General features: G+C 45.8%; 22 protein-coding genes and 1 tRNA gene. 8 read left to right on the top strand and 15 right to left on the bottom strand.

Annotation, left to right across the window (positions count from 1 at the left end; translation table 11 throughout):
• Window positions 1-5 precede the first annotated feature (5 nt).
• The 4 genes from ACKI5J_RS17260 to ACKI5J_RS17245 all read right to left on the bottom strand — a co-directional run bounded on the left by ACKI5J_RS17260 (window position 6) and on the right by ACKI5J_RS17245 (window position 6,166).
• Window positions 6-1,364, bottom strand: coding sequence for a TolC family protein (locus ACKI5J_RS17260; RefSeq protein WP_407430735.1), 1,359 nt, complete (start codon window positions 1,362-1,364; stop codon window positions 6-8).
• The gene (locus ACKI5J_RS17255) at window positions 1,354-4,458 is read right to left on the bottom strand and encodes an efflux RND transporter permease subunit (RefSeq protein ID WP_407430734.1); all 3,105 of its coding nucleotides are present in this window, start codon (window positions 4,456-4,458) and stop codon (window positions 1,354-1,356) included. Before ACKI5J_RS17255 ends, ACKI5J_RS17260 begins: the two co-directional genes overlap by 11 nt.
• Window positions 4,459-4,465: 7 nt before the next feature.
• Window positions 4,466-5,503: an efflux RND transporter periplasmic adaptor subunit gene (locus ACKI5J_RS17250; protein WP_407430733.1), complete on the bottom strand. Its 1,038-nt coding sequence runs from the start codon at window positions 5,501-5,503 to the stop codon at window positions 4,466-4,468.
• A 102-nt stretch (window positions 5,504-5,605) separates the two neighbouring features.
• Window positions 5,606-6,166 (bottom strand): Crp/Fnr family transcriptional regulator, encoded by a 561-nt coding sequence (locus ACKI5J_RS17245; protein ID WP_407430732.1) that lies wholly within the window; start codon window positions 6,164-6,166, stop codon window positions 5,606-5,608.
• A 173-nt stretch (window positions 6,167-6,339) separates the two neighbouring features.
• Between ACKI5J_RS17245 and ACKI5J_RS17240 the strand changes: the two genes are divergently transcribed.
• Complete coding sequence (locus ACKI5J_RS17240) at window positions 6,340-8,145, top strand: mechanosensitive ion channel family protein (protein WP_407430731.1); 1,806 nt, start codon at window positions 6,340-6,342, stop codon at window positions 8,143-8,145.
• 54 nt (window positions 8,146-8,199) lie between these two features.
• On the opposite strand, the gene ACKI5J_RS17235 is transcribed toward ACKI5J_RS17240, so the two are convergent.
• From ACKI5J_RS17235 to ACKI5J_RS17225, 3 genes are all read right to left on the bottom strand, one after another.
• On the bottom strand, window positions 8,200-9,420 hold the full coding sequence (locus ACKI5J_RS17235) for an MFS transporter (RefSeq protein ID WP_407430730.1): 1,221 nt from the start codon (window positions 9,418-9,420) through the stop codon (window positions 8,200-8,202).
• 152 nt (window positions 9,421-9,572) lie between these two features.
• Window positions 9,573-9,646: transfer RNA gene (locus ACKI5J_RS17230), tRNA-Ala, on the bottom strand.
• Between the two features lie 158 nt (window positions 9,647-9,804).
• Window positions 9,805-10,224, bottom strand: a complete 420-nt coding sequence (locus ACKI5J_RS17225; protein WP_407430729.1) for a hypothetical protein — start codon at window positions 10,222-10,224, stop codon at window positions 9,805-9,807.
• Window positions 10,225-10,429: 205 nt separating this feature from the next.
• Between ACKI5J_RS17225 and ACKI5J_RS17220 the strand changes: the two genes are divergently transcribed.
• Together ACKI5J_RS17220 and ACKI5J_RS17215 are read left to right on the top strand one after the other, a co-directional pair.
• On the top strand, window positions 10,430-11,434 hold the full coding sequence (locus ACKI5J_RS17220) for an LLM class flavin-dependent oxidoreductase (protein WP_407430728.1): 1,005 nt from the start codon (window positions 10,430-10,432) through the stop codon (window positions 11,432-11,434).
• 16 nt (window positions 11,435-11,450) lie between these two features.
• A complete protein-coding gene (locus ACKI5J_RS17215) occupies window positions 11,451-12,200 on the top strand; it encodes an ROK family protein (protein WP_407430727.1) in 750 nt (249 codons plus the stop codon).
• Between the two features lie 5 nt (window positions 12,201-12,205).
• On the opposite strand, the gene ACKI5J_RS17210 is transcribed toward ACKI5J_RS17215, so the two are convergent.
• Window positions 12,206-13,261, bottom strand: coding sequence for an endonuclease/exonuclease/phosphatase family protein (locus tag ACKI5J_RS17210; protein WP_407430726.1), 1,056 nt, complete (start codon window positions 13,259-13,261; stop codon window positions 12,206-12,208).
• A gap of 93 nt (window positions 13,262-13,354) precedes the next feature.
• The gene (locus tag ACKI5J_RS17205; protein ID WP_407430725.1) at window positions 13,355-13,903 is read right to left on the bottom strand and encodes a hypothetical protein; all 549 of its coding nucleotides are present in this window, start codon (window positions 13,901-13,903) and stop codon (window positions 13,355-13,357) included.
• Window positions 13,904-14,084: 181 nt separating this feature from the next.
• Here ACKI5J_RS17205 and ACKI5J_RS17200 point away from each other — a divergent pair, with 181 nt between their 5' ends.
• Complete coding sequence (locus tag ACKI5J_RS17200) at window positions 14,085-15,086, top strand: TerC/Alx family metal homeostasis membrane protein (protein WP_407430724.1); 1,002 nt, start codon at window positions 14,085-14,087, stop codon at window positions 15,084-15,086.
• Between the two features lie 61 nt (window positions 15,087-15,147).
• Here ACKI5J_RS17200 and pncB read toward each other — a convergent pair whose 3' ends face one another.
• Together pncB and purU are read right to left on the bottom strand one after the other, a co-directional pair.
• On the bottom strand, window positions 15,148-16,353 hold the full coding sequence (gene pncB / locus ACKI5J_RS17195) for a nicotinate phosphoribosyltransferase (protein ID WP_407430723.1): 1,206 nt from the start codon (window positions 16,351-16,353) through the stop codon (window positions 15,148-15,150).
• Window positions 16,354-16,359: 6 nt separating this feature from the next.
• Window positions 16,360-17,199, bottom strand: a complete 840-nt coding sequence (gene purU / locus ACKI5J_RS17190) for a formyltetrahydrofolate deformylase (protein ID WP_407430722.1) — start codon at window positions 17,197-17,199, stop codon at window positions 16,360-16,362.
• Between the two features lie 110 nt (window positions 17,200-17,309).
• Here purU and ACKI5J_RS17185 point away from each other — a divergent pair, with 110 nt between their 5' ends.
• The gene (locus ACKI5J_RS17185) at window positions 17,310-17,648 is read left to right on the top strand and encodes a hypothetical protein (protein WP_407430721.1); all 339 of its coding nucleotides are present in this window, start codon (window positions 17,310-17,312) and stop codon (window positions 17,646-17,648) included.
• 32 nt (window positions 17,649-17,680) lie between these two features.
• On the opposite strand, the gene ACKI5J_RS17180 is transcribed toward ACKI5J_RS17185, so the two are convergent.
• The 4 genes from ACKI5J_RS17180 to trpS all read right to left on the bottom strand — a co-directional run bounded on the left by ACKI5J_RS17180 (window position 17,681) and on the right by trpS (window position 21,606).
• Complete coding sequence (locus ACKI5J_RS17180) at window positions 17,681-19,006, bottom strand: peptidoglycan DD-metalloendopeptidase family protein (protein ID WP_407430720.1); 1,326 nt, start codon at window positions 19,004-19,006, stop codon at window positions 17,681-17,683.
• Window positions 19,007-19,185: 179 nt separating this feature from the next.
• Window positions 19,186-19,947 (bottom strand): 3-deoxy-manno-octulosonate cytidylyltransferase, encoded by a 762-nt coding sequence (kdsB, locus tag ACKI5J_RS17175; RefSeq protein WP_407430719.1) that lies wholly within the window; start codon window positions 19,945-19,947, stop codon window positions 19,186-19,188.
• Window positions 19,948-19,977: 30 nt separating this feature from the next.
• The gene (locus ACKI5J_RS17170) at window positions 19,978-20,592 is read right to left on the bottom strand and encodes a deoxynucleoside kinase (protein WP_407430718.1); all 615 of its coding nucleotides are present in this window, start codon (window positions 20,590-20,592) and stop codon (window positions 19,978-19,980) included.
• A gap of 18 nt (window positions 20,593-20,610) precedes the next feature.
• On the bottom strand, window positions 20,611-21,606 hold the full coding sequence (gene trpS, locus ACKI5J_RS17165; protein ID WP_407430717.1) for a tryptophan--tRNA ligase: 996 nt from the start codon (window positions 21,604-21,606) through the stop codon (window positions 20,611-20,613).
• 138 nt (window positions 21,607-21,744) lie between these two features.
• Here trpS and ACKI5J_RS17160 point away from each other — a divergent pair, with 138 nt between their 5' ends.
• From ACKI5J_RS17160 to ACKI5J_RS17150, 3 genes are read left to right on the top strand one after another with little or no spacing between them, the layout of a single operon-like run.
• Window positions 21,745-22,470, top strand: a complete 726-nt coding sequence (locus ACKI5J_RS17160; RefSeq protein ID WP_407430716.1) for a lysophospholipid acyltransferase family protein — start codon at window positions 21,745-21,747, stop codon at window positions 22,468-22,470.
• Window positions 22,471-22,514: 44 nt separating this feature from the next.
• Window positions 22,515-22,808, top strand: a complete 294-nt coding sequence (gatC, locus tag ACKI5J_RS17155; RefSeq protein ID WP_407430715.1) for an Asp-tRNA(Asn)/Glu-tRNA(Gln) amidotransferase subunit GatC — start codon at window positions 22,515-22,517, stop codon at window positions 22,806-22,808.
• A gap of 36 nt (window positions 22,809-22,844) precedes the next feature.
• The gene (locus ACKI5J_RS17150) at window positions 22,845-23,606 is read left to right on the top strand and encodes an ABC transporter ATP-binding protein (protein ID WP_407430714.1); all 762 of its coding nucleotides are present in this window, start codon (window positions 22,845-22,847) and stop codon (window positions 23,604-23,606) included.
• The last annotated feature ends 1 nt before the right edge of the window (window position 23,607 follow it).

The following is a 23,607-nucleotide window of genomic DNA, read 5'->3' as shown; positions in this document are numbered from 1 at the left end:
TTGCCTTAACGCAGAATATCTCCTTCGGTGAGCAGGTTAAGCGCTGACTGCGCAAGCCGGTAATTGAGCTGGGCAGCATACAGGTCTGCTTCTGCCTTTGCAACGGTAGACCGGGCGCTCAGGACATCGGCAGGAACATTTAAGCCGGCGGCTCGTTTATCGAGCTGAATGTTGAGTTCCTGAGCTCTGAAGTTTAATACCTTCTGTGCCGCGTGAATGAGGGATTCAGCCTGATGGATCTTCCTTACTGCTTTTTCTATATCTGCGTTCAGCTGTTCCAAGGCATGGGCTTCATTTTCTTTCGCCTGTTGAAGTTGTAAAGAACGCTGGTTGAGGACTTGTTTGTTGGCGAAGAGGTCCTGAATGTTCCATTTAAAGTTCAGCCCGGCAAAAGGATTGTTGCTCGGATATAAAATATTACCCTGCTGATAGGTATATCCGGCTATGATACCTACGTCAGGCAGATAGCTCTGTTTTGCGGCTTTTATGGCGAGTCGGGTTTTGCTCACGTTGAGACCCGCTAATTGAAGATCAGCGCCCCCGGAATGTGCCGGGAACTGATATTCAGACGCAGCCTTGGGTTCAGCCATATTCAGTTCAACGGAATCCAGGCTGAAAAGGCTCACCTCCAACCCGGTAAGGCGCTTGAGATCGGCAGCATAATCTTCACGCTGGATGGTTAGTTTCAGCAGTTCCTGCTCCTCATCTGCAATGCTGGCCTGCAGACCTTCCCTGCTGAGATTGATGGTTTTTCCCGATAGGAGAGCACTTTCGACATCATACAGCTTAAGCGTTGATAGCTCAAGTTTTGCTTTAGCCTCGTCAGTTTTCTTGCTGTTTATGAGCATGCCGAAAAAAAGTTTCTCTACTGCTTGTTCGATTTGTTGAGCGGCTTTCCTCTTTTCCTGTTCAGCGATGCGAACTTCCGTTTTACTTAACTCGATACCTGTTTTAATCTTTGCTTGCTGTGTTAGTGGCTGGTAAATAGTGGCACCTGCATTAAAGTTGTGGTGCTTGCCGAGCTCAAAAGACTTATTCGCGTCCGGAAGTTGAATGACTGTGTTTGCACCAAGGGGCAACGCACCGAAGGAGCCCTGTGGGATGACAAGTTCGCCGACGTTGGCATTGTACTGCCATGTGGAGTTCAACGTAATGGCCGGATACTTTTTGATCATGTCTTCTTTCGTTTTTGCTTTCTTCTCTTCAATTTGCAGTGAGCGGGCTTTAAGCAGGTGATTATTTTCCAGAGCAGCGTCAATTGCTTGCTGAAGGCTGAGGGTCTGCTGCTGCGCCAGTGCTGGTCTCCCCCCAAGAAGGACCAGAAGAAGGGCTGTTATAAGATATATGATATGCTTACTTTTCATGTTGTTCTTCCTTTTTCAGACGGATTGCATTTTCCTTGTCCTGTGGTTTTATCCAGCTGATGTACATCACTGGAACTGTCAGCAGTGCCATGATCATGCTCCACACCACTCCAACGGCGATAACGCTGGCCAATGGACTCCACATCGGGGAGCCGGAGATAATCATCGGGAGAACCCCAATGGCCGCAGCCATGGCAGTAAGGAATATTGGACGGAGCCGGCGTTTTCCGGATAATATGGCTGCGTTGCGGATGTCAAGACCTGTACGCAACAGTTCGTTTGTGTGGTCGATGAGAATGATGGCGTTTCGGACTACGATCCCCGAGAGGCTGATGAGCCCGACAAAAGCGGTAAATCCGAAATTATTGCCTGTTATGAAAAGACCGAACAATGCACCGAATAAACTCAAGGGTATGGTTAGCATAACAATGCCGGCTTCTTTTAGATTTCTGAACTGGAATAGCAGAATGAAGAAGATCAGTATCAGGCTGACGAAGAGAACCACCATCATCTGACTGAAGGTTTCCTGTTTGTTTGCAAATTCACCTCCATACTCTATATGATATCCGGGCGGAAGTGAAATATTGCTGATTTCAGTCTTTACACTATTCAGCAGCTCTGATGGAAGTACGTTTGGATGGGTTTCACTTTGAACAGTGAGCGTTCTTACACCGTTTCTTCTCATTAGTTTTCCGGTCTGCCATTCCGGGCTTATATCCGCTATTTGTCTTAAAGGCATGCGGGCTCCGGTTACCGGTGATTCCAGATAGATGTTTTGGAGGTCTGTAAAATTCCGGCGTTCATCTTCATCGAGACGTAATACGATGTCGACCGGGTTATTGCCTTCGTACATGGTGGAAACCGGGGCTCCAGAAAAGCCCGTGTATACCATTTTGGATATGCTCTCGGTAGTGAAACCGAGCCGTCCGGCTTCATTCCGGAGATTGATACCGATGCCGTAATAGTCTTCACGAAAATCACTTCGTACCAGTGCGCTTCCATGAGCCCTTCCAAGGATTTCCTGAACCTGGTTACCCAGCTTCTTGAGTGTGTTGAGGTCGTCACCGGCGATGCGCACTTCTACAGGCGCTTTCAAAGGCTGACCTTGCTGCATCAGCTTCACCTGCGGCATACCTTCGGGAATAAGCCGTTCGATAAGGGGTTGAAGTTCTGCTGACAATGATTCTGTTGTTTCGGCTGTGGTGGTATTGATCAGGATCTGCGCATAATTACTCACCGGTACTTCTGGCGAAAAATTGTAATAGAACCGGGGAGCGCTGGTGCCTGTGAAGGTAGCGAAAGACGTTACGCGTTCATCTTTTTCTATCAGATGTTGCGCTTTCATAATGGCCTGTTCCGTTTTCTCCAGTTTTGTACCGGTAGGCATCCATAGCTCCACTACAAACTGATTCCGCTCCGCGGCTGGAAAGAACTTCTGTTTTATAGCTCCGAAGTAAAGCAGTCCGGCCAGCGGTATGGTGAGCATACTCATCGCTATCGTGAACTTAGGACGCCTGGCGCACCAGTCAAGTGCTGCATTATAGGCCTTTTGCATTTTATCGAGAAGAGATGCTTTTTTCTTCGCCTCTCTTGATTCACTATGGTCATGAAGGCCTTTTTTGATAAACACGTAGCATAAGAGGGGAGTGAGTACCATGGCGACAAGGAATGATGAGGCAAGGGCAATGGCAACGGTAAGCGGTAGAGCATGTATGAATTCACCCACGGCGCCAGTTAGCAAGACCATGGGAAGGAACGCGGCGATAATGGTAACGGTAGCGGCAAGTACAGGGATTAAAAGATCAGTTGCGCTGCGCCAGGCTGCAGTCCAGCGGTCGATACCCTCATCCAGCAACTCCACATAGTTATCGGCAATAACGATGGCGTCATCAACAACCATCCCCAGGACGACAATGAGCGCTGCCAGCGAAACCTGATGAAGGTCTATGCCGAAAGCCTGCATCAGCGCGAAAGTAATGGCAACAGTCATCGGTATAGCCATAGCGGCGACAGTGGCAATGCGGAAGGGGAGCAGGAGAATAACCACGACCACCACCGCTACGATGGCAAGAAAAAACTCGCGTATGAAATGGGATATATTTTCGTTTACCAGCTGAGGCTGGTTGACGATGGTGGTGAGCTGAACGTCTGAAGGAAGGAAGCTGGAGGCTTCGGCAAGCTTAGCATTCACCGCTTCACCAAACTTTACGATATTGTTTCCCTCTAACATCTGGACAGTAAGGATCAGCGCCTTATTGCCATTAACAGTGGTTTTAGACGTAGGCTCCGCATAGGCTCTTTTTACAGTAGCCAGGTCTCCCAGACGTAATACGGCTCCTGATTTGGAAGTGCCGACAATCTGGTTGCGTATTTCCTGTTCCGTGTTGTAATATCCGCGTGTGTATAGCGGTGTATTGCTGTTTTCTGTTTTTACATCACCGGTGGCACGGATCGTATTTTGCGATTGCAGTACGTTAACGACCTGCTGCAGGCTTACCCCATATTGAGACAGTTTTTCTGATCCGGAGGTTACCTGAATCTGTTCTTTTTGTTCGCCTAATAGCTTTATTTTGGAAACGGACTTAACACTCCTGATATAATCTTCCACTTTTTCCGCATAGGTTTTCAGCTGGGAGTAGGTAGCCGTGTTGCTTTCTATTCCGATGACGAGGGCTTCGGTATCTCCGAAATCGGAGTTTACTATTGGGCCTTTGACACCGGCCGGTAGATCTATTTGCCGGGCCAGCAGCAGTTGATGACGCAGCTTGCTCCAGAACACGTCGGGGTCATGTACCTTTTCGCCGAGTTCGACGTTGATGACCACCATGCCGTCCTGCGTGGTAGAGTAGGTTTTATCCTTCCGTACCTCTTCAAACTGGAAGAGATATTGCTCCAGCTTTTTCGTAACCTGGTCTTCTACTTGCGTTGAGTTGGCTCCAGGGTAGTAGGCAATTACCAGACCCTGCCTAACGGTGATCCTGGGATCTTCACGCCGGGGCATATGGAGGAGTGAGTTTACGCCGACGGCAAATAAGAGTAGTAGTACAGAGAGTGTTACCTGTTTGTATTTAAGTGATGCTTCAACAAAGTTCATGATGGTCTTATTTGTTCAGGGATATTGACATGCCATTTGACAGCTTTTGCTGTCCGCCGGTAACAACCAGTTCTCCCTGATGAATTCCGGACGTGATTTCCACCTCGCTATCGATCATTTTACCCAGTGTCACCTTTCTTTGGTAGGCCCGTTTCCCGATGCTGTCGGCAACAAAAACATAGGTATAATTATCTGTATCATGAAGGATCGCCTCGGCAGGTACAGTCAGCATCTGATCGGTTGGTCGTTTTTCAAGGAGAATCTCGGTAATCATGCCGGGCCTGATATGGAGTCCCGGGTTGTTGATGTCCACTTTGACGGAAAAGGCGCGTGATGTAGCTTCTGCGGCCGATCCAATCTCGGTGACTTTTCCTGTGAACGTTTTGTCGAGCGATGAAATATAAACTTTTGCCTCATCTCCTAACCTAACCCGGCTTAATTCGGTTTCAGGTATGAAAGCAATCACTTTGACGCGGCTGATATCAGACACGACAAATAATGGGTTTCCGGATCCGATGATTTCGCCTGCTTCGGCCATCTTCTTGAGCAATACACCAGAAATGGGAGAATAAAGACGGGTATCAGCCAGGTTTTTGGCGTGCAGCTTTTGCTGTTGAATGGCCTGCTGCAAACTGAACTTAACTTTATTGAAGTCGCTCTCACTGACGCTGTTTCGATCATACATGAGCTTGATGCGGTTGTATTCATCCTTTACCTGATTAACCTGAATGTCAGCCTGGGCCTTCGCGATTTGATAGTTTGCAGGGTCAATACTAGCAAGCAACTGTCCGTTTGTAATGGCCTGACCTTCCTGGCAGGCGATGAAGTTGATCTTGCCGGGCACCATAAATCCGAGCCGGACGGTGGTGTAACCTTCCACGTTTCCACTGAGCGATAGGGTAGATGTGGTGCCGGTGTTGGATACTAAGTGAGTTATAACCGGTATGGCTGAGTCTGGAACCCCAGACGTTTCTTTTATATTCGGTTTGCAGGAGAGAAGTACTATGCAGAGTGCAAGAACGGATGCATGTATTTTGGGTGTCATGATCGCTTATTTGATGTGTGATACAAAAGTCATCATAAAAGGCTGACGGCTTTTTAATCTATCTTAAAAAACGATACGGTAAGGGGCGATATTAGCGCATGACTACCTCTGCGCTCGAATAACACTCAATGTTTGTTGGGTAATTCCCAGATAGGATGCGATATGTCCGAGAGGTGCACGCAACAATATGTTTGGATTTTGGTCGAGCATCGTTTGATAACGTTCCTGGGCAGACTGAAACTGCAGGGCGGATAAGCGATCTGAGAATGTCTTCAGGACATCAATAAGCAACATGCGAATGAACTTTTCAAGTTTAGGACTGCCATCTATATGTTTTTCGAGCGTAGGAAACCGGACGGAACGGATAACGCTGTTCTCCAGTACCTCAATGCCGTAAGGCGAGCGGCGGTTATAGAAGATGCTTTCTATAGGCATCGTAAACATGTTCTCAGCAAAGAAATGATGGGTAATCTCTTTTCCGTTCTTCACGTAATAGGTTCTCACCAAGCCCTGTTCAATGAAGTACACTTTGTTTGAAAGCGTTCCCGGTTCGGTTATTTTCTGCCCTTTTGCATAATGATTTCTACGGAAGGCCTGGTCAAGGTTTTGCTCAAGATCAGGATCTAACACCAATTGTTCTTTCAAATACCCGATTAATTCCATCCCTCTGATCTTTTGGCAAAAATAGAGATTTATCCGTTAAGCTGAAACCACGGTTAGGTAAGAGAGAGGCGCATGCAATAGTTGACTTTGCGCCAGGCAAACAATAGTTTGGCGGTTTGTGTTTAGGAAAGTCAGATGTCGTTCGTAATTTATTTGCAAATCGCTTTATTCTTATGATTTTCAATTTTCATATTCTTAAGAAACATCTCACATATCTTGTATTTTATGCAGTCGTTTTTCTGGGTACAGGAATGGGGAGAAGTCTTGCGCAGGGAATTGCCGCAGGAAAGGACACCGCAGCCGCTGGAGAAGCGGTTCCGGCTTTGCCTCCTGACTCTCTGGGAAGAGGAACCCCGAGGGGGGCAGTTGAGGGTTTTATCAGTGCTGTTGCAAGCGAAAACTACGAGAAGGCCGCGAAGTATTTGCGGCTTGACAAAGTTTTAAAGAAGAACCGCGATAAGGTGAGACTTGCCAAGGCTTTGGAAGCGGTCATGAATGACGGGACACTGTTCCCCTATTCGCTGATGAGTAATGACCCGGGAGGAAAAACGGATGATAACCTGGGCCCAAACCTGGAGCGTATTGGCACGGCTTCTGTAAATAATGAACCATTTGACTTATTACTGGAAAGCACCACCGGTAAAAACGGGGAGGTCATCTGGCTGTTTTCTTCGGAAACGATACAGCGGCTGCCTAGTCAGGTGGAGGCAGCACCTGTAGCTCCCTTGATTGAGCAAATGATGCCGGATGCGTTGAATGCGAAGAAGTGGGGCGGTGTGCCGGTGGGTCACTGGTTCGGGTTGATATTACTGATTCTTGTTGCCTATATCTTAGCCTGGGCAATCACCAAAGCGTTGCTGTTTTTCATTCCTTTGCTGTGGAAAAGAGCTCGCAACGATCCTCATGCAGGTATAATAAAGGCTTTCTCGCTGCCTATTCAGATATACCTGACGGTGGTGTTTTTTGTGATTTATAGTCAGCAGGCTGGTATATCGATCATTGTTCGGCAACGTTTCAGTAATCTGACGGTGGTTGTAGGTCTGGTCGCCCTGTTGCTGCTCATCTGGCAGCTTCTTGATACTTCGACACGCTATGCGGAGAAGCGGATGGGTAAAAAGCGCAATCAGGCTGCAGTCTCGGCAGTTCTCTTCTTGAGACGGGCAGCAAAGATCGCGCTTGTTTTTGTCGGCATCATCATGGTGCTGGGAACCTTTGGCTTTGATGTCACTACGGGTATCGCTGCTCTGGGGATTGGTGGTATTGCGTTGGCTCTGGGCGCACAGAAGACGGTAGAGAACTTTGTAGGGAGCGTTACGCTGATTGCTGATCAGCCCGTAAGAGTGGGTGATTTTTGTAAGGTTGGAGATGTAGTGGGGACCGTGGAGCAGATCGGGATGCGTTCTACACAGATAAGGACAAATGACCGGACCGTCGTGACGATTCCTAACGGCGAATTTTCTTCTTTAAAAATTGAGAATTTTTTTCATCGCGATCGCTTTTGGTTCCATCCGGTATTCAGGATACGATTTGATGCGACACCTGATCAGATCCGTTACCTGCTTGTTGAATTGCGTGCCATACTGTATGCGCACCCGAAAGTAGATCCGTCTTCGGCCCGCGTCCGCTTTATTGAGATAGGAACCGATGCTTTCAAGCTGGAGGTTTTCTCGTATATATTGGCAGCCGACTTTGACCGCTTCCTGGAGATTCAGGAGGATATCTATCTCAGGATGATGGATGTTGTTGCATCCAGCGGCACGGGCTTCGCATTGTCGTCCCAGACCGTTTACCTGGCAAAAGAAAAAGCACCGTCAGAGGAGAAGGCTGCGGAAGCGCAGGAAAAGGTTAAGAAATGGGTTGAAGACGGCGAGTTGCAGATTCCAGCCTTCGACCCCGAATATATCAAAGACCTGCAAAATAAGATCGTCTATCCGCCAGAAGGTTCGAGTGTGTACAAAAACGAACAGAAGGAAATCTAGCAGTGCCGATCAGCTGGTGGTCTGGTTTCTGCTTTGTCGGCTCTTTCCGGGCGGTCAGGCTTTAACTTTGCGTCCGGAGGTTTTGTAAACCATCCACATGATAAACACGGATAACACGGTTACCAAAAGATAGCTATAGCCGAGGTTCAGCTCGTCTTTTGCCGGGAGCAGGGTGACCACTCCATAACTCAGGAAGGAAACGATAACGTAGGTGATTCCTCCGGTGAGTCCACTGGCAACGCCTGCGTTATTCGGGAACCTCCCCAGGCAATAGGTAAAATAGTTGTTGAAGATGTAACCAGCAGTGACATGTATAATAAAGGCAAAGAAAATCATACTATAGAGGTTGGATACTACTGGAATGCTTATCAGCATGGTCGAGACGAATAACAACTGCAGACCGATATTGACGACCATCTTTTTAACAAATGGCCGGTTGATTGTTGCTTTGCCTATAAAACCTCCGGTCATCCAGGCAAAGCCGAGGATCAACGAACTGTAGCCTGCGATGATGGGAGTGCCGTTAAAGTGATGCTCGATGATGAATGGCCCTGTCATATTGAATACCATTACCATGCAGTAAGCCAGGCCCAGCATAATTAAGCCGAGACTGAAACTTGGCGTCTTCAGCATATCACCATATACAGCAACCATTTTACTCACACTGAAGTCGCTGAAATTTTTCAGCGTTTCGCCGCTGTAAATAAACTCCAGAACGACCAGGACCGATGCCATCCCTGCAAGAAAATAGAAGTTGGATTCCCAGCCAAAAGCATTCTGGAGGTAGCCTCCGACGAAAGGGGCAATGATAGGTCCGGTTGACCAGATGATCGAGAAGAGGCTCAGGTAATGCTTCAGCTTTTCGCCTTCATATACGTCTACAAAGAATGCCCTTTTCGCTACAATAACTGCGGCCACCGTGAAACCGTGTATGATGCGCATCAGGTAGATGATGTAAATATTATCAGTAGTGGATATGACGATACAAGAGATGGCGAATATGAGAAGGCAGATGAGGCTGATTTTATATCTCCCGAAGCTGTCGACAATACTGCCGATGAATAGTTGGGAGATGCCGTAGGTTATCAGGAATAAGCTCAATGTAAGCTGAATCTTGGTGCTGCTAACGTCCAGTACCGTTGACATGGAAGGCAACGATGGCAGGTAGATGTCAGTTGCAAAGCCCGACAAAGGGATAAGTGCGAAGGCAAGTATAGTAGATATTCGCTGATTGCTGTCTTTCAGTGATTTTGTAGTTGCAGGTAGTTGAGCCATGATTTTGCAATTATACGGCATCGTGAATGGTAACAATTCACACGATTGTAAAAGAATTGGCAATTTATTTTTGAGGATGTACCGGTATGAAGCCCTAAGAGAGAGAACCTGAAGTGCATAAAAAAAGCGGCTTTTAGGCCGCTTATGAAGGGTGGAGAATATCGGAGTCGAACCGATGACCTCTTGCATGCCATGCAAGCGCTCTAGCCAGCTGAGCTAATCCCCCGTTCAACTGTGTCGCAAATATAGAATATTCTTCAAAAATGAAAAGGTTTTTGAGGAATATTCTTGTAATTATCTGCCGCCCTCTCCGGAATGAAATAATTACTGCGATCAAACTGTTTAAGATCAGCAATATACAGGGTTCTATTTAACGTTTCTGGTTTAGTCTTCGTTTCCTTCCGCACTTACAAGCGTTCCCTTATCGAAGATTTTGACAGAATCGAGCCGGCCATCTTCTGTATAAAACTTCCATTTACCGTCATAATACCAGTGAATCATCTCAGCAGATCGATCCAATCCGGTTGTACCTTTGGACTCAACCTTTTGATTAGGATAGTAATTGACAACCTGTGCTCTGTTTTCTCTGAACTTTTCCTCGCGAAAGAGCACGCCATTCGCATAGTGTTTCCATTTGCCGACTTCATTTCCGTTGCGGTACCTGCCTTTTGATGTCAACACATCAGTTGACGTTGAATCCTGGTACACCCATCTGCCGTGACGAAGATTATTCTTAAACTGGTTGATCCGGCAGGATGCGGTTAATATGCACAAGGATATCAGGAGTAACAATTTGATTCTCATATTATTAAATTTATAACTATTTTATTAGTTATAAAAGGAAAATCTTTTTTATCAGCTTGTTAGAAAAGAGGGATGCAAATGGCTTCGGTAAAGAGATCGTTTTTGTGTACCGCTAAAGTCATTTAATAAGTTCATCCGAAAGAAAACATACCAGAACAACTATTTTTGGAGTTTCGGTGTTAAATACATTCAGGACTTCTAGATAATGACTACAAAACAACTTCAAGAAATACCCTATTCAGTTTTAGATCTGGCCACTGTAGTGGAAGGCCAGACTCCTGCAGATTCGTTTCGTCACAGCCTGGACCTGGCTAGAAAGGCTGAGGAATTAGGATACAAACGGTATTGGTTGGCGGAACATCACAACATGCCAAGTGTTGCGAGTTCGGCTACATCCGTTTTAATCGGGTTTATTGCGGGTGGTACGAAGACAATCCGAGTAGGATCAGGGGGAATTATGTTACCTAATCACGCACCCTTGATTGTCGCTGAGCAATTCGGGACATTAGCGTCATTGTATCCGGATCGGATCGATCTTGGTTTGGGAAGGGCTCCTGGAACTGACCAACTAACCGCAATGGCTATTCGCGGTGAGAATATGCACGGAGCCCATCATTTTCCCACCGATATTAAAAGACTCCAGCAGTTTTTTTCTGCAGATAACGCTGACAGTAAGGTGAGAGCGATACCCGGTGAAGGCTTAAATATACCTATCTGGGTACTTGGCTCCAGCACAGACAGTGCACGTGTTGCCGCTGCAATGGGCTTACCCTACGCATTCGCCAGTCATTTTGCTCCAACGTACTTCATGGAAGCAATAAAACTATACCGTGAGAATTTTCGGCCGTCTAAAGAGCTTTCAGAGCCCTACGTTTTGGCCTGCGTCAATGTCATAGCAGCGGAAACGGATCGGGAAGCAGAACGACTGTCGACTTCCGTTAAACGCATGTTTATGGGCATAGTCACCGGGAAAAGGAGTTTACTTCAACCGCCTGTGGATAGTATGGATGATATCTGGAATATTTATGAAGAGCAAGCCGTTAATCAGATGCTGACTTATTCGTTTATCGGCAGTCCAGGGAAGCTCGAAAAAGATGTCTTGTCCTTCGTCGAGAAGACAGGCGTAGATGAGATAATGGCGACCTCGCATATATATGACCACCAGGCACGCCTGAAATCTTATGAGATTTTCTCGAACGTATTCAGGTAGACGCAAATTAATATTTATGAAAACAACATCATCAGGTACCAGAATTTTGTCGATCGATATCGGCGGATCATCGATTAAAGCGACAATCCTCAGCCAGACGGGTGAGCTTATGCAGGAATATAAGAAAGCGAAAACGCCGAAGCCTGCAACGCCGGATGCTGTATTAAAAGCCATCAGTACATTAATAAGGGATTTCGAGCCTTATGATAAGGTCTCAGTAGGTTTTCCGGGCTACATAAAGAATGGCGTTACCTGTACTGCTCCAAACCTTGGAACGAATCATTGGAAGGGAGTTGATCTGGCTGTGCTTCTTGGAGATCTTCTTAAAAAGCCGGTACGTGTTGCCAACGATGCCGACATTCACGGTCTGGGTGTTGTTAGCGGAGTTGGCCTGGAGCTGGTGATAACGCTCGGGACGGGGTTTGGAACAGCGATGTTGATGGATGGCGCGCTGTTGCCTCATCTGGAGATAGCCCATCATCCCATCAGCAAGAAGCGAACTTACGACGGGTTCATCGGTGACAAAGCATATATTGAGATAGGAAGAAAGAGGTGGAACCGGCGGATGAAGCAGGTGCTCAAGGTGTTAAAAGTGGTATTTAACTATGACAGGTTGTATATAGGTGGCGGTAATGCGGATGAGCTTGACTTTAAGCTTGACGACAATGTGGAGATTATTACCAATAAAGATGGTATCAGGGGCGGTGCCCGTCTTTGGCAATTACACCGTGAAGACGTACTCCGCCCCGAGAACGTTCGTTCTTAAGCTCGTTAGGTGGAGGTGGGTGCGTTTTTCTTTTCTTCGGCGAGCTTTATGTCGTCTGCATCGGGCTGAAGTGTCTCATCTGGACTTGAACTATCCGGTTCATACTGCACGTGAATGAAAATGGGAAAATGATCAGAGTTGAAATTGGACAGGCGCTTCATTTGCTTCAGCTTGAAATGCTCAGAGATAAATGCATGATCAAGGGGAAACCGGAGGAAGGGGTAGTGGGCATGAAACGAGTTGAAAAACCCCCTGCCTCTTCGTGGATCCAACAGCCCGCTCATTTTCAGAAAGAGCTCAGTAGTAAAACTCCATGCCACGTCGTTAAGGTCTCCAACCACAATCACCGGCTCTTTAGACGCCTTTGCAAGTTCTGCAATGAGTAACAATTCCTTGTCGCGTTCTGTCGCCCGCGGATTTTCATTTGGTACCGGAGGCGTAGGGTGGACTGCATAAAGCCTGATCACAGTTCCATCTTTCAGAACTATTTGTGTATGTATAGATGGGACGTCTTCTTCGACCATATACTTTACTTCTGGATTGCGCAGCTCAAGTCTGGAGTAGAGCAACATCCCATAAGTATTGGATAGGGGGACACGTACATGGAAAGGATAGTTTCTTTCCAGTTCCATGGTTTCTTTTTCCCAGAAAGAATCCGTCTCAAGGAGAAGCACGACATCGGGCTTGTGCCTGGCGATTTCATTCAGACAGCCTTTTGTGTTTTTATTATCCTGGAAGACGTTGGCTATCATCACACAAATACTCTGTTCATCGATGTGGGTTTTTACCTTTTGCACCTGGATTTTGCCCAGAGGAGTGAACGGGATTATCTGTGTGCTCAGATAGATCATATTGGCTGCAATAAGCAGGGTTGAGGTCCAGCTAAGCACGCTGGAGCTATCGAAATAGATCAAAAGCAACACCATGCATGCGACTGATAGCGACAGTTTTTGAAGTCTGGGATAGTCGAACACCCTAAAAGTCCAATAGTCATGTCTGATGAGTGAAAGTACCGTAAAGCATAGCAGCAGAGCGGAGAAGACAGCCAAGAAAATATTCATGTTATGTGATTTCAGTCCAGGTCACGCGATTTATTATAACAAGCTCTTTGAGGCACGTGGAAACAATGATGCATCGAAAAAATACATTGGCTGTTAAGGTTTTAAGCAGGTTTTCTTTGAAACTATAGTATCTTTCCATTGCTGGAGCTTTTCAGGGCTATAAAATTTGGCAGGAGTTTCCAACTTACAAATTCTGATATCCATTTGCCTGCAGTAATCAACGATAGGAGCCAGGTGTCGTTTAGCATTTGGGATTCCGTTGAATGTCTTTCTTGTGAAGTAAACTGCTTTGAGGTTAGAAAGCGACTTCATAATCTGAATAATATCCTTCCATTCCGTTGCTTGGGAGTCTATGAAAGCATCGTCCACATTTTTTTCTTCACCTTCCGGCACGTCGATTGCGTGGATGAGGTCGACAAAATCTATTTTATGCTCTGCCATAAACCGTTTTTTTTCTTCAAGACCAGCTTCCTTTAGCGGTTCTTTGGCCCAGCACTGAGGGAGCAGGTGCCATAGAAAGTTGCGCGACCGTCCGTAGAAAAAATCAGTACCCTCTTCCGTGTCGCCGCTAAAGGTCCCGAGTATTAGTATCTCTGTATCTGCTGCGACCTGGTGGTCTCTGAACTTATGTAGGATGAGCATATCAAGTCTTTTGCTATATAAATCGCCAAGATAATACAATATTGGAAAGAAACGCTTGTAAAAGCTCGTTTCCCTTCAGGTGTTTATATGTAAATATTTACTTGAAAGTGTGCAATGTGCATGTTCTTGGATTAATAATATCAATATTAGTTATTAGGTTTGCGACAAAAAAGTTCAATAAATGGATAACTTATTATATCACCCCGGACTCATCGCAAGTTTCGGTGTTTTGGTTTTGATCATGTTGGCGCTTGATCTGGGGGTCTTCAACAAGAAAAGCCATGTTATTTCGAGCAAAGAGGCTATGTGGTGGTCTATTGCCTGGATTGGTCTTTCAATGGCTTTCAGCGGTGCTATCTATCATTTCGCAGGATTTGAAAAGTTTACCCAGTACCAGTCTGCATACTGGATTGAAAAGGCGCTGTCTGTAGATAACCTGTTTGTATTCATCCTCGTATTTTCTTTCTTCCGGGTTCCGAGAGAGGTGCAGCATAAAGTGCTGTTCTGGGGAATATTGGGAGCTCTATTCTTTCGTGCCATATTTATTTTCGCGGGTGTTGCCCTCATTGAAGCGACGTATCTGAACAAAATTTTAGGTTATTTCGGCCAGGAGGGTTTCAAATATGACATCAACATCGTTCTTTTCATATTCGGGATATTCCTTTTATATGCTGGTATCAAGTCATGGGGCGGAGGTAGTCACGATGACGAAGATAAAGACTATAGCCAAAGTCCGGGAGCCCGCTTGATCCACCGTTTCTTTAAGGTGAGCAAAAATTTCGACGGCGACAAGTTTTTCACCGTACAGAATGGCGTGAAGATGGCCACACCCCTGCTCGTGGTGGTAACGGTTATTGAGTTTTCTGACCTTCTTTTCGCTGTAGATTCCATTCCCGCGATATTCGCCATCGCACCTGACGACCCGTTTATTCTCTATACGTCTAATATCTTTGCGATTCTTGGACTTAGATCGCTCTATTTTCTGTTAGCAAACTTCATGTACATGTTTAGCCGTCTGAGCTACGGACTAGCCATTATTCTTGCTTTCATCGGTTTCAAGATGGTGATCGGTCCTTTCTATCATATAGAATCTTCTCATTCACTTATTGTGGTGGTTGGAGTGCTTGTCGCGTCGGTGATAGCCTCCATTATGTTCCCTGTGAAAACAGCACCTAAGAGTTAATACTACTTTAGCTCTTAAAAGAAAAGCTCCCGGATATTAGTATCCGGGAGCTTTTCTTTTTTTAAATATTTCCGAGGGCGGTCTGCTCAATTCCCAGAATTTCTTTTGCCAGACGGATCATTTTCGGACTCCCGGTATATTTGCCTTCTTCGTCAGATAGCTTTACTACGGGTATCCATGTTTGGCTTTCAGGTAGTGCCTCCGTCATTTTGATGACGATATTTAGAGGTTCCAGCCCTACATCGTTTGTGAAATTTGTGCCTATCCCGAAAGACATTCCAATTTTATCTTTACAGAAGTTTGCGATTCGTTCCACCTTGTCATAGTTCAGCGCATCGGAGAAAATAATGGTTTTCGACAATGGATCGATTCCCAGGCGCTTGTAGTGATTGATCGTTTTCTGCGCAAATTCAATGGGGTCACCGCTATCATGCCTCACGCCATCAAAAAGCTTAGAAAATTTTTTATCAAACTGCTCGAAAAATATTTCTGTGGTGTAGGTATCGGCCAGCGCAATCCCCAGGTCTCCTCGGTAGACGGCCGTCCAATGTTCCAGTCCAAGGGAATTAGACATTTTGAAACCATATTTCGCTGCGTGGAACATGAACCATTCGTGTGCATGAGTTCCGATAGGTTTGGTATTGTACAGCATGGCGAAATGAACGTTGCTTGTTCCGACGAATGTCCCTGCACCGAAGTCTGTAAGCGCCTGCACGACTTTGCTGTGGACAGCATAGGAGTGTCGCCGGCGGGTGCCGAACTCGGCAATGGTGACACCCAATCGGCCATATTTCTCGATCTTTTCCTTATTAACGTTGTTTACCCGGTCAGGTGTAACAGGCCCGGTACCTTTGACATAATAATACAGCTCACAAATTAACGCCATGATGGGCACTTCCCATAAGATAGTGCGATACCAATAGCCTTCGATGCTCACGTTGAGGTTGCCGCCTTCTTGTTCAATCTTCACTTCAGACGGGTCATAACAATAGCCCTGGAGGAAGTCCAGATAAGTCGGCTCCAGGTAGGGGCAAGCAGTGGCTAGGTATTTCTTTTCCTGGTCGCTGAGCCGGAGTTCTGCCATTTTGTTTACAGCTTTGCGGAGTACCTCCGCAAAACCTTCAGGAAACTCGTGCTTTCCTCTATTGATAAACTCATACCTTGCCATAGCGTGGGGAAACAACTTAATGACGCCCTGCTGCATGGTGATCTTGTAAAAGTCATTGTCCAGCAAAGAGATTAAAGAGGGTGTTGGATCAGCTATCATGTTCGCTTATTCAAAAATGATTGTTTTGTTTCCGCTCCTGAAAACCCGGTCTTGAAATACAAGTTGCATTGCCTTGCTCAATACCGATTTTTCTATTTCTTTGCCGGCTACAACCATGTCAGACACGCTAAACGTATGATTAACCGGAATGGTTTGCTGAACGATAATCGGGCCCTCGTCAAGATCATTGGTAACAAAGTGGGCAGTAGCCCCGATAAGCTTCACGCCCCTTTCAAATGCTTTGCGGTACGGGCTCGCACCGATGAACGCTGGCAGAAATGAGTGATGGATATTGATGATACGTCCCTCAAAATCAGCGATAAATTCGGGTGAAAGAATGCGCATAAATTTGGCTAGTACAATATAGTCTGGATTGTACTGGTTTAAAACTTCTTTAAGCTCAGTTTCAAACTCCTGCTTTGTCTTGTTTTCGTGTGAAACGTGATAAAATGGTATACCGAAGCGTCCGGTGATGTCCTTCAGTGTGTCGTAATTTCCGGCGACGCAGCAAATATCCGCATCGAGGGTGCGAAATTGATTCCTGATTAACGCATCTCCCAGGCAGTGATATTCTTTGGTCACCAGAACGGCGATACGCTTAGAAGTTTTCGGATTGATAGCGATCTGGGCGCTTTCTGGCAAGTCTGAACTCAGTTCGGCATGGAGGTTTTTCTCGTTAAAAGATGAACCTACGCACTCGATCCTGGCAAAGAACTGATTTTCAACTTCGTCTACAAACTCACGCATGGCCGTGATATTTAAATCATGGTTTGTAAGCACCCGTGCAATTAACGCAACCAGTCCCACCTTATCGTTACACTGGATGAGTATCAGATTTTTATTCATTTCCGAAGATAGTAAAACCGTTTTATTTCCAAATTATGTACGAAATATGGATATGTCCACAAACACTTGTATCAAAAGTGTGTTACAGTTTAAATCTTAATACAATAAATATGAAAAAATTAATTTACAGCCTATCACTTACAGTTGCCATGACCCTGGCTCTGTTTTCTTCATCTGCAAATGCGGCAACAGAGATTGTTACAGATCCTGCAAAGCTTGAAGAAACCATGACTGCGGAGCAGAAAGAAGCTAAAATCAGACAGATCAAACAACGGGTCGAAGAGATCAAGGCGATGGATAAGTCTCACCTTTCAAAACAAGAGCGTAAGGAGCTTAAAAAGGAAGTGCGTGAGATGAAGAAACAAGCAAATGCTATTGGTGCTGGTGGCGTATACCTTTCCGTTGGTGCGATCATCATCATTATTTTGCTTCTTATCCTGATCCTATAATCTGATACCTTATTTATTTTTTGCAAAAGCCGCTATAAACCAGCGGCTTTTGGCGTTTTAACCCAACCATCAAGTTCTCCGAGTTTAACATACATATAGTCTTGAAACCGGGCGTAAACCAGGAGGTCGTCGCCGGTTGTTAACTTCCGTTTACTTCCGGTGGCATCGTTTGGTTTATCTAAAAGTGGACTCTCGGCAGTCACCCTATAACGGTCAAGCGAATTTTCCAAAGTTCTCACTTGGCCGGACGGAAGATAGCCTTCCAGCCCATCGGGAAGTGCAACTTTATACCATGAGGAACTGGCTGACAGGATGCGCACAAACGTATTCGCTTCAAGTGAAGCAACAGAAGCAGCTGACCTGGATGGGCCAATGAATAGTTTGCCGGCAGTACTGGTGCGATATGCTCTTCCCAATGCCGTAAGCTTGCTGGTGATGGGTTGCGGTTTTTTTAACACCGGGTCTATGAAATGAAAAGGATCTATCGCTCCGCCGCTTCCATATATACCCAGGTGCAGATGAGGAGACCCTCCGCGTGCGTTACCGGTGTTACCAACCAGGCCTAGCGTGTCGCCCACCTTCACGGACTGCCCCCCCGACACCAGCTGTGTGTCCAGATGTGCGTAATAAATACTGAAGTTCTTTTTATGCGGACGAAGAAACACCACTTTCCCACCAAGATTGTTTATGCCTACCCGGTTGATTACGCCATCTGCTACAGCTAATGCAGGGGTACGCTTGGGAGCAAAAATGTCGATGCCTTCGTGCTGGCGTGCGCCTGCATCTCTGGCTGCTCCCCAGAAGCTTTGCATTTTACCCCCTTTAACCGGAAAGGCAAGAGAGGGGCCGCTCGTAATGGACAGTGTGTATTCCCCTGCACTCAGAAGTTCGGGCTGCAGGCGCAGGATATAAAAGGCGTCGCGGTCATCCACTTCATAGTGAAATGCGGCACCGTTGGTGTCGGCATAGGCAAGCAGGCGCTTGTTTTCGCCCTTGCGATCTTCCCAGAGATCGATGTACACGGTAAAGCCCTGAAGAGGCTTCTTGCTGAAATCGATGCTGATCTTTGTGCCCCGCCTGGCTTGAAAACGCAGGGCAGAGGCCATCGCCTGACTGGCAGGGAAGTAGCCGGTTTCCATATATGGAATGCTTACCGTTAGTGGATTTTGCAGGCTCTTCTCGGCGGCAGCAAGCCACTCACGACCCAATGCTGTGGTCAATAGTCCTGCATCGCGGAGGTTGCTTGCATACTGTTCGTGGGGACTTACCTTCTTAAATAATCCTGCAGGGCCGTTCTGGCTGCAGGAGCTAAGGATGAAGAACCAGAAGAGGTACGTTTTTCTGACAAATAGTAACATTGCCTGATAACACTCCTGACAGAAATATTGTTGGCCTTACTTTAAAATGAGAGATCCCGAGTCTTTTTAACTCGGGATCTCAGGAGCGCTTCATTTAACAAAAGTTCTTTTCATGCAACTTCGAAGCCAGGTTCGGTGTTGGACGTGAGGTTGTTTAACATACCTGACGCGAGAAAGTTTTATTTGTTTTCCTTTAATACTGTTTTTAGATCCTCAGGGGTATCTATAGCCCTTGTTTCTATATCCGTAACGGCGACCTTGATTCTATAACCATTTTCGAGCCATCGGAGCTGTTCAAGCGATTCCGCCTTTTCCAGGAGGGATACCGGCAGTTTAGTGATGGCCTGCAGGATGTCGGCTCTGTAACCATAAACCCCGATGTGTTTATAGAATGTATGTTGCAATAGCCAGGAATCGCTGCTTTTATCACGCAGGTAAGGTATCGGCGTGCGGCTGAAGTAGAGCGCCTCAGAATGCATGTTCAGAATAACCTTGGGCGAATTAACGTTGTGAAGCTCTTCATTGGAGCTTATGATCTTAACGAGGGTCGCCAGTTCTGTCTGCGGATCATTAAAACATTGTCCGAGCAAATCTATCTGGCGGCTGTCGATATACGGCTCATCACCTTGAATATTGATGACGACATCAAAGCCAGGTAGCTGCCTCGCAGCCTCCGCACAGCGGTCTGTGCCACTCTGGTGCGTGTCAGCAGTCATAATAACCGTCCCCCCAAATCCTTCAACATGCGCTCGTATCCGCTCGTCATCGGTTGCCACGGCTACCTCACTCAAGGTGTCCGACTTGGATGCTTGCTCATAGACACGCTGGATCATACTCTTTCCGTGAATATCGATCAGTGGTTTTCCGGGGAACCGGGTAGACGCAAATCGTGCCGGTATAAGACCCAGAATACGTACCGGAGTTGGTGAGGTTATAGACATTGTCTGCTGGTTTTAATTAAGGTTAGTTTATTAAAATAGACCGTGGATCTCGCGTTCGATACTTTGAATGATAAAGCCCAAGTCTTCAGGATTGTTGGAAAAATCCAGATTGTCTTTATCCAGAATGAGCAGTTTTCCTTCTTTATAACCGTCTATCCATTTTTGATATTTCTCGTTTAGCTTGGATAAGTAATCAAGCCGGATACCGGCTTCGTAATCCCTGCCCCTGCGCTGTATATTATTTACAAGGGTGGGTATGGAAGCTTTGAGATAAATCAACAGATCGGGTGGTTTAATAAATGAGGTCATATTGTCAAAAATAGACCTGTAGTTTTCATAATCCCGGGCAGTCATAAGGCCCATCTCATTCAGGTTCTCCGCAAAGATATAGGCGTCTTCGTAGATCGTGCGGTCCTGAATCACGCTATGCTGAAGCGCCTGGATTTCTTTGATCTGGTTAAATCGACTGTTCAGGAAGTATATCTGAAGATTAAAGCTCCAGCGCTTCATATCGTTGTAGAAGTCTTCCAGGTAAGGATTATTATCCACAGCTTCGTAGTGCGCTTCCCAACCCAGATGTTTTGAAAGCAGTTCTGTCAAGGTGGTCTTCCCGGCGCCTATATTGCCAACAATCGCTATATGCATCTCTTTTCAGTTTTATTGTTAAAAGGGTTTAAAACCGATGATTTCACGAACTTCCCTTATCGTTTTTCCAGCACTCTCGCGCGCTTTTTCAGCTCCTAGCTTCGATACCTTTCGAAGGTACTCTTTGTCAGCAGCGATGTCGTTTATTCTCTCTCTGATTGGAGCTAGCGAGAGGATCATATCTTCGGCCAGCTGTTTCTTTAAGTCACCATATCTGATTTGACAGCTATTATACAGATCATTAAAATGTTTGTAGGTGTCTTCGCTGGAAACTACCTGTAGTAGACTGAACAGGTTTTGAATTACCTCAGGCTTCTCCTGGTTCATTTCAACGGGTCCGCCATCAGTCACCGCCCGCATCACCTTCTTTTTTATTATTTCCGGAGAGTCAGACAAGTATACGGCGTTAGCCTCGCCTTCAGATTTACCCATCTTGCCTTTACCGTCTAATCCGGGAATTTTGACCAGATTATCTGAGAAAGTAAATGCGTATGCTTCAGGAAAGTAATCTACGTTATATAAACGATTAAATCGGTTGCCAAAGGTGCGGGACATCTCCAGATGCTGCTCCTGATCTTTACCTACCGGGACTTTGGTTGCCTTGTGAATAATGATATCGGCGGCCATCAGAACAGGATATGTCAGCAATCCGGCATTCACATTGTCCGGATGAGCGCGTACTTTATCTTTAAAGGAAGTGCTTCTTTCAAGCTCGCCCATATATGCATTCATATTCAGGTAGAGATACAATTCGGCCACTTCAGGAACATCTGACTGGATGTAGATCGTCGCCTTTTCGGGATCAATACCCGAGGCAAGGTATTCAACGAGCACTTGCTTCACGTTGCCATGAAGGTCAGCAGGCGTAGGGTGGGTGGTTAAAGAGTGATAGTCTGCAATAAAAAAAAAGCAATTATATTCATTCTGCATTTTAACGAAGTTCTTAACCGCTCCGTAATAATTACCTAAATGAAGATTTCCGGTACTGCGTATGCCGCTTACAACTGTTTCCATAACTCGGCGAAAGTAACCATTTTTTATATTTTACGCCTATAAAACTGTCATTGTAAGCCACACCTAAAAGATAAAAAAACAAGATATACAGTACCTGTAACTTCCGGATATTCCTGAAATTCTCTATGTTTGGGCTGCATGAAGCGATTTCTTAAGCGAGCACACCTCTTTCTGTACCATTTGATCGTGGTTTTCTTTCTTGTCTTGCTTTATCCCTTCCTCTATTATTTTTCCCGCAAATCAGAACGTTATCCGCAGTTGAACAGATGGAGAAGGTTTTATTCTCAGGTATCATCAGTCACTGCAGGTTTTTTTTTCCGTTACTATTTCGAGGCACCCATCGATTGGAGCCGGCATTACATTATATGTGCTAATCATACCTCCAACCTGGACATCCCTGCTATATCCTATCTCGTGAAAGGTAATTTTGCTTTTATGGGGAAGGATGATCTGCTCGGCAATCCGGTTACTGGGTTGTTTTTCAGGACGATAGATATCCCCCTTAACCGGAATAGTAAAATGTCGGCTTTCCGGGCGTTCAAACGAGCCGGAGATTATCTCAAGCAGGGCATATCCTTGGTTATATTTCCGGAAGGAAGAATTTCCGATGGATATCCTCCTCAGCTGGGTCCGTTTAAAATCGGTCCTTTTCGGCTGGCTATTGAGCATAACGTACCCATCATTCCCATTAGTATTCCCGTCAATTACAAGAGAATGTGGGATGACGGATCCATGTACGGAACCACGCCGGGAACTTCTGATATTTACGTTCACGCACCAGTGGATACAAATAGGTTGAACATGGAAGACGCGGATGATTTACGAATCACCGTATATAATATAATAAATAGTAAATTAGCATAACAGAACACCCGGATTAAACATCCGATACTGAAAAAATAGCAAAGATGAAATTAGATAATCAGACTATCGAGCGGATGGCTCATTTGGCCAGACTTGAAGTAAGTGAAGAGGAGAAGGTGTCTCTACTGAAAGATATGGAGAACATTCTGAGCTTTATGGAGAAGCTTAACGAGTTGGACACCAGTGGTGTAGAGCCTCTGATTTATCTCACAGATGAAATTAATGTTTTCCGCGAAGATAAAGCTTCGATAGATATCCAGCCAGCAGAAGCTTTGCAGAATGCGCCTCACCACGACAATTCATATTTCAAGGTAGCCAAAGTGATCGATAAGATTTAGGATGTAACAATCGCCCTGTTTGATAATCTAACGTTTATGCAAAACGAGCCACTAATCAGTATTAAAGACGTTGGAAGAAAATACGTTATAGGTGCCGAAATTATTCATGCACTGAAATCGGTGTCCTTAGCAATAGAAAAAGGTGAGTTTGTTGCTTTGATGGGGCCTTCGGGTTCAGGTAAATCGACGCTGATGAATATACTTGGCTGTCTGGATACGCCGAGCAAGGGTGAGTACATCCTTAATGGTATTCATGTTAGCGAAATGAGTGAGAACGAACTTGCCGAAGTGAGAAATAAAGAGATTGGCTTTGTCTTTCAGACCTTCAACCTCTTGCCCAGAGCCAGTTCACTCGACAATGTTGCTCTTCCATTGGTTTATGCAGGTGTTTCCAGAGCTGAACGTAATGAACGTGCCTTTAAGGCCCTGGAGAATGTCGGTTTGGGGAACCGTGTCGAGCATAAGCCTAATGAGCTTTCGGGCGGGCAGCGCCAGCGTGTCGCCGTGGCACGGGCACTGATTAATAATCCCTCCATTATTCTGGCTGATGAGCCAACTGGTAACCTCGATACCCGCACCTCTGTGGAGATCATGGGACTTCTCGAAGAGATCCATTCGAAAGGTAATACCATCATCCTGGTTACGCATGAAGAAGACATTGCCCAGCACGCACATCGCATTGTGCGCATGCGGGACGGGCTTATTGAGAATGATTATCCAAATGAAAATATCAAATCTGTTTCACCACGCCTTCAGGAAATGAAAGACAAGGGTGTGGACTTCGAACAAATTAACTGAA

Source organism: Arcticibacter sp., from assembly GCF_045629565.1.
Classification (GTDB): domain Bacteria; phylum Bacteroidota; class Bacteroidia; order Sphingobacteriales; family Sphingobacteriaceae; genus Arcticibacter.
The sequence above is the reverse complement of the archived record's forward strand: the minus strand, read 5'-3'. Positions and strand labels throughout refer to the sequence as shown.

Bases quoted from the DNA above. Each gene is read 5' to 3' on its own strand.
- ACKI5J_RS17260 (WP_407430735.1), bottom strand. From the start codon at position 1,364: ATGAAAAGTAAGCATATCATATATCTTATAACAGCCCTTCTTCTGGTC.
- ACKI5J_RS17255 (WP_407430734.1), bottom strand. From the start codon at position 4,458: ATGAACTTTGTTGAAGCATCACTTAAATACAAACAGGTAACACTCTCT.
- ACKI5J_RS17250 (WP_407430733.1), bottom strand. From the start codon at position 5,503: ATGACACCCAAAATACATGCATCCGTTCTTGCACTCTGCATAGTACTT.
- ACKI5J_RS17245 (WP_407430732.1), bottom strand. From the start codon at position 6,166: ATGGAATTAATCGGGTATTTGAAAGAACAATTGGTGTTAGATCCTGAT.
- ACKI5J_RS17240 (WP_407430731.1), top strand. From the start codon at position 6,340: ATGATTTTCAATTTTCATATTCTTAAGAAACATCTCACATATCTTGTA.
- ACKI5J_RS17235 (WP_407430730.1), bottom strand. From the start codon at position 9,420: ATGGCTCAACTACCTGCAACTACAAAATCACTGAAAGACAGCAATCAG.
- ACKI5J_RS17225 (WP_407430729.1), bottom strand. From the start codon at position 10,224: ATGAGAATCAAATTGTTACTCCTGATATCCTTGTGCATATTAACCGCA.
- ACKI5J_RS17220 (WP_407430728.1), top strand. From the start codon at position 10,430: ATGACTACAAAACAACTTCAAGAAATACCCTATTCAGTTTTAGATCTG.
- ACKI5J_RS17215 (WP_407430727.1), top strand. From the start codon at position 11,451: ATGAAAACAACATCATCAGGTACCAGAATTTTGTCGATCGATATCGGC.
- ACKI5J_RS17210 (WP_407430726.1), bottom strand. From the start codon at position 13,261: ATGAATATTTTCTTGGCTGTCTTCTCCGCTCTGCTGCTATGCTTTACG.
- ACKI5J_RS17205 (WP_407430725.1), bottom strand. From the start codon at position 13,903: ATGCTCATCCTACATAAGTTCAGAGACCACCAGGTCGCAGCAGATACA.
- ACKI5J_RS17200 (WP_407430724.1), top strand. From the start codon at position 14,085: ATGGATAACTTATTATATCACCCCGGACTCATCGCAAGTTTCGGTGTT.
- pncB (WP_407430723.1), bottom strand. From the start codon at position 16,353: ATGATAGCTGATCCAACACCCTCTTTAATCTCTTTGCTGGACAATGAC.
- purU (WP_407430722.1), bottom strand. From the start codon at position 17,199: ATGAATAAAAATCTGATACTCATCCAGTGTAACGATAAGGTGGGACTG.
- ACKI5J_RS17185 (WP_407430721.1), top strand. From the start codon at position 17,310: ATGAAAAAATTAATTTACAGCCTATCACTTACAGTTGCCATGACCCTG.
- ACKI5J_RS17180 (WP_407430720.1), bottom strand. From the start codon at position 19,006: ATGTTACTATTTGTCAGAAAAACGTACCTCTTCTGGTTCTTCATCCTT.
- kdsB (WP_407430719.1), bottom strand. From the start codon at position 19,947: ATGTCTATAACCTCACCAACTCCGGTACGTATTCTGGGTCTTATACCG.
- ACKI5J_RS17170 (WP_407430718.1), bottom strand. From the start codon at position 20,592: ATGCATATAGCGATTGTTGGCAATATAGGCGCCGGGAAGACCACCTTG.
- trpS (WP_407430717.1), bottom strand. From the start codon at position 21,606: ATGGAAACAGTTGTAAGCGGCATACGCAGTACCGGAAATCTTCATTTA.
- ACKI5J_RS17160 (WP_407430716.1), top strand. From the start codon at position 21,745: ATGAAGCGATTTCTTAAGCGAGCACACCTCTTTCTGTACCATTTGATC.
- gatC (WP_407430715.1), top strand. From the start codon at position 22,515: ATGAAATTAGATAATCAGACTATCGAGCGGATGGCTCATTTGGCCAGA.
- ACKI5J_RS17150 (WP_407430714.1), top strand. From the start codon at position 22,845: ATGCAAAACGAGCCACTAATCAGTATTAAAGACGTTGGAAGAAAATAC.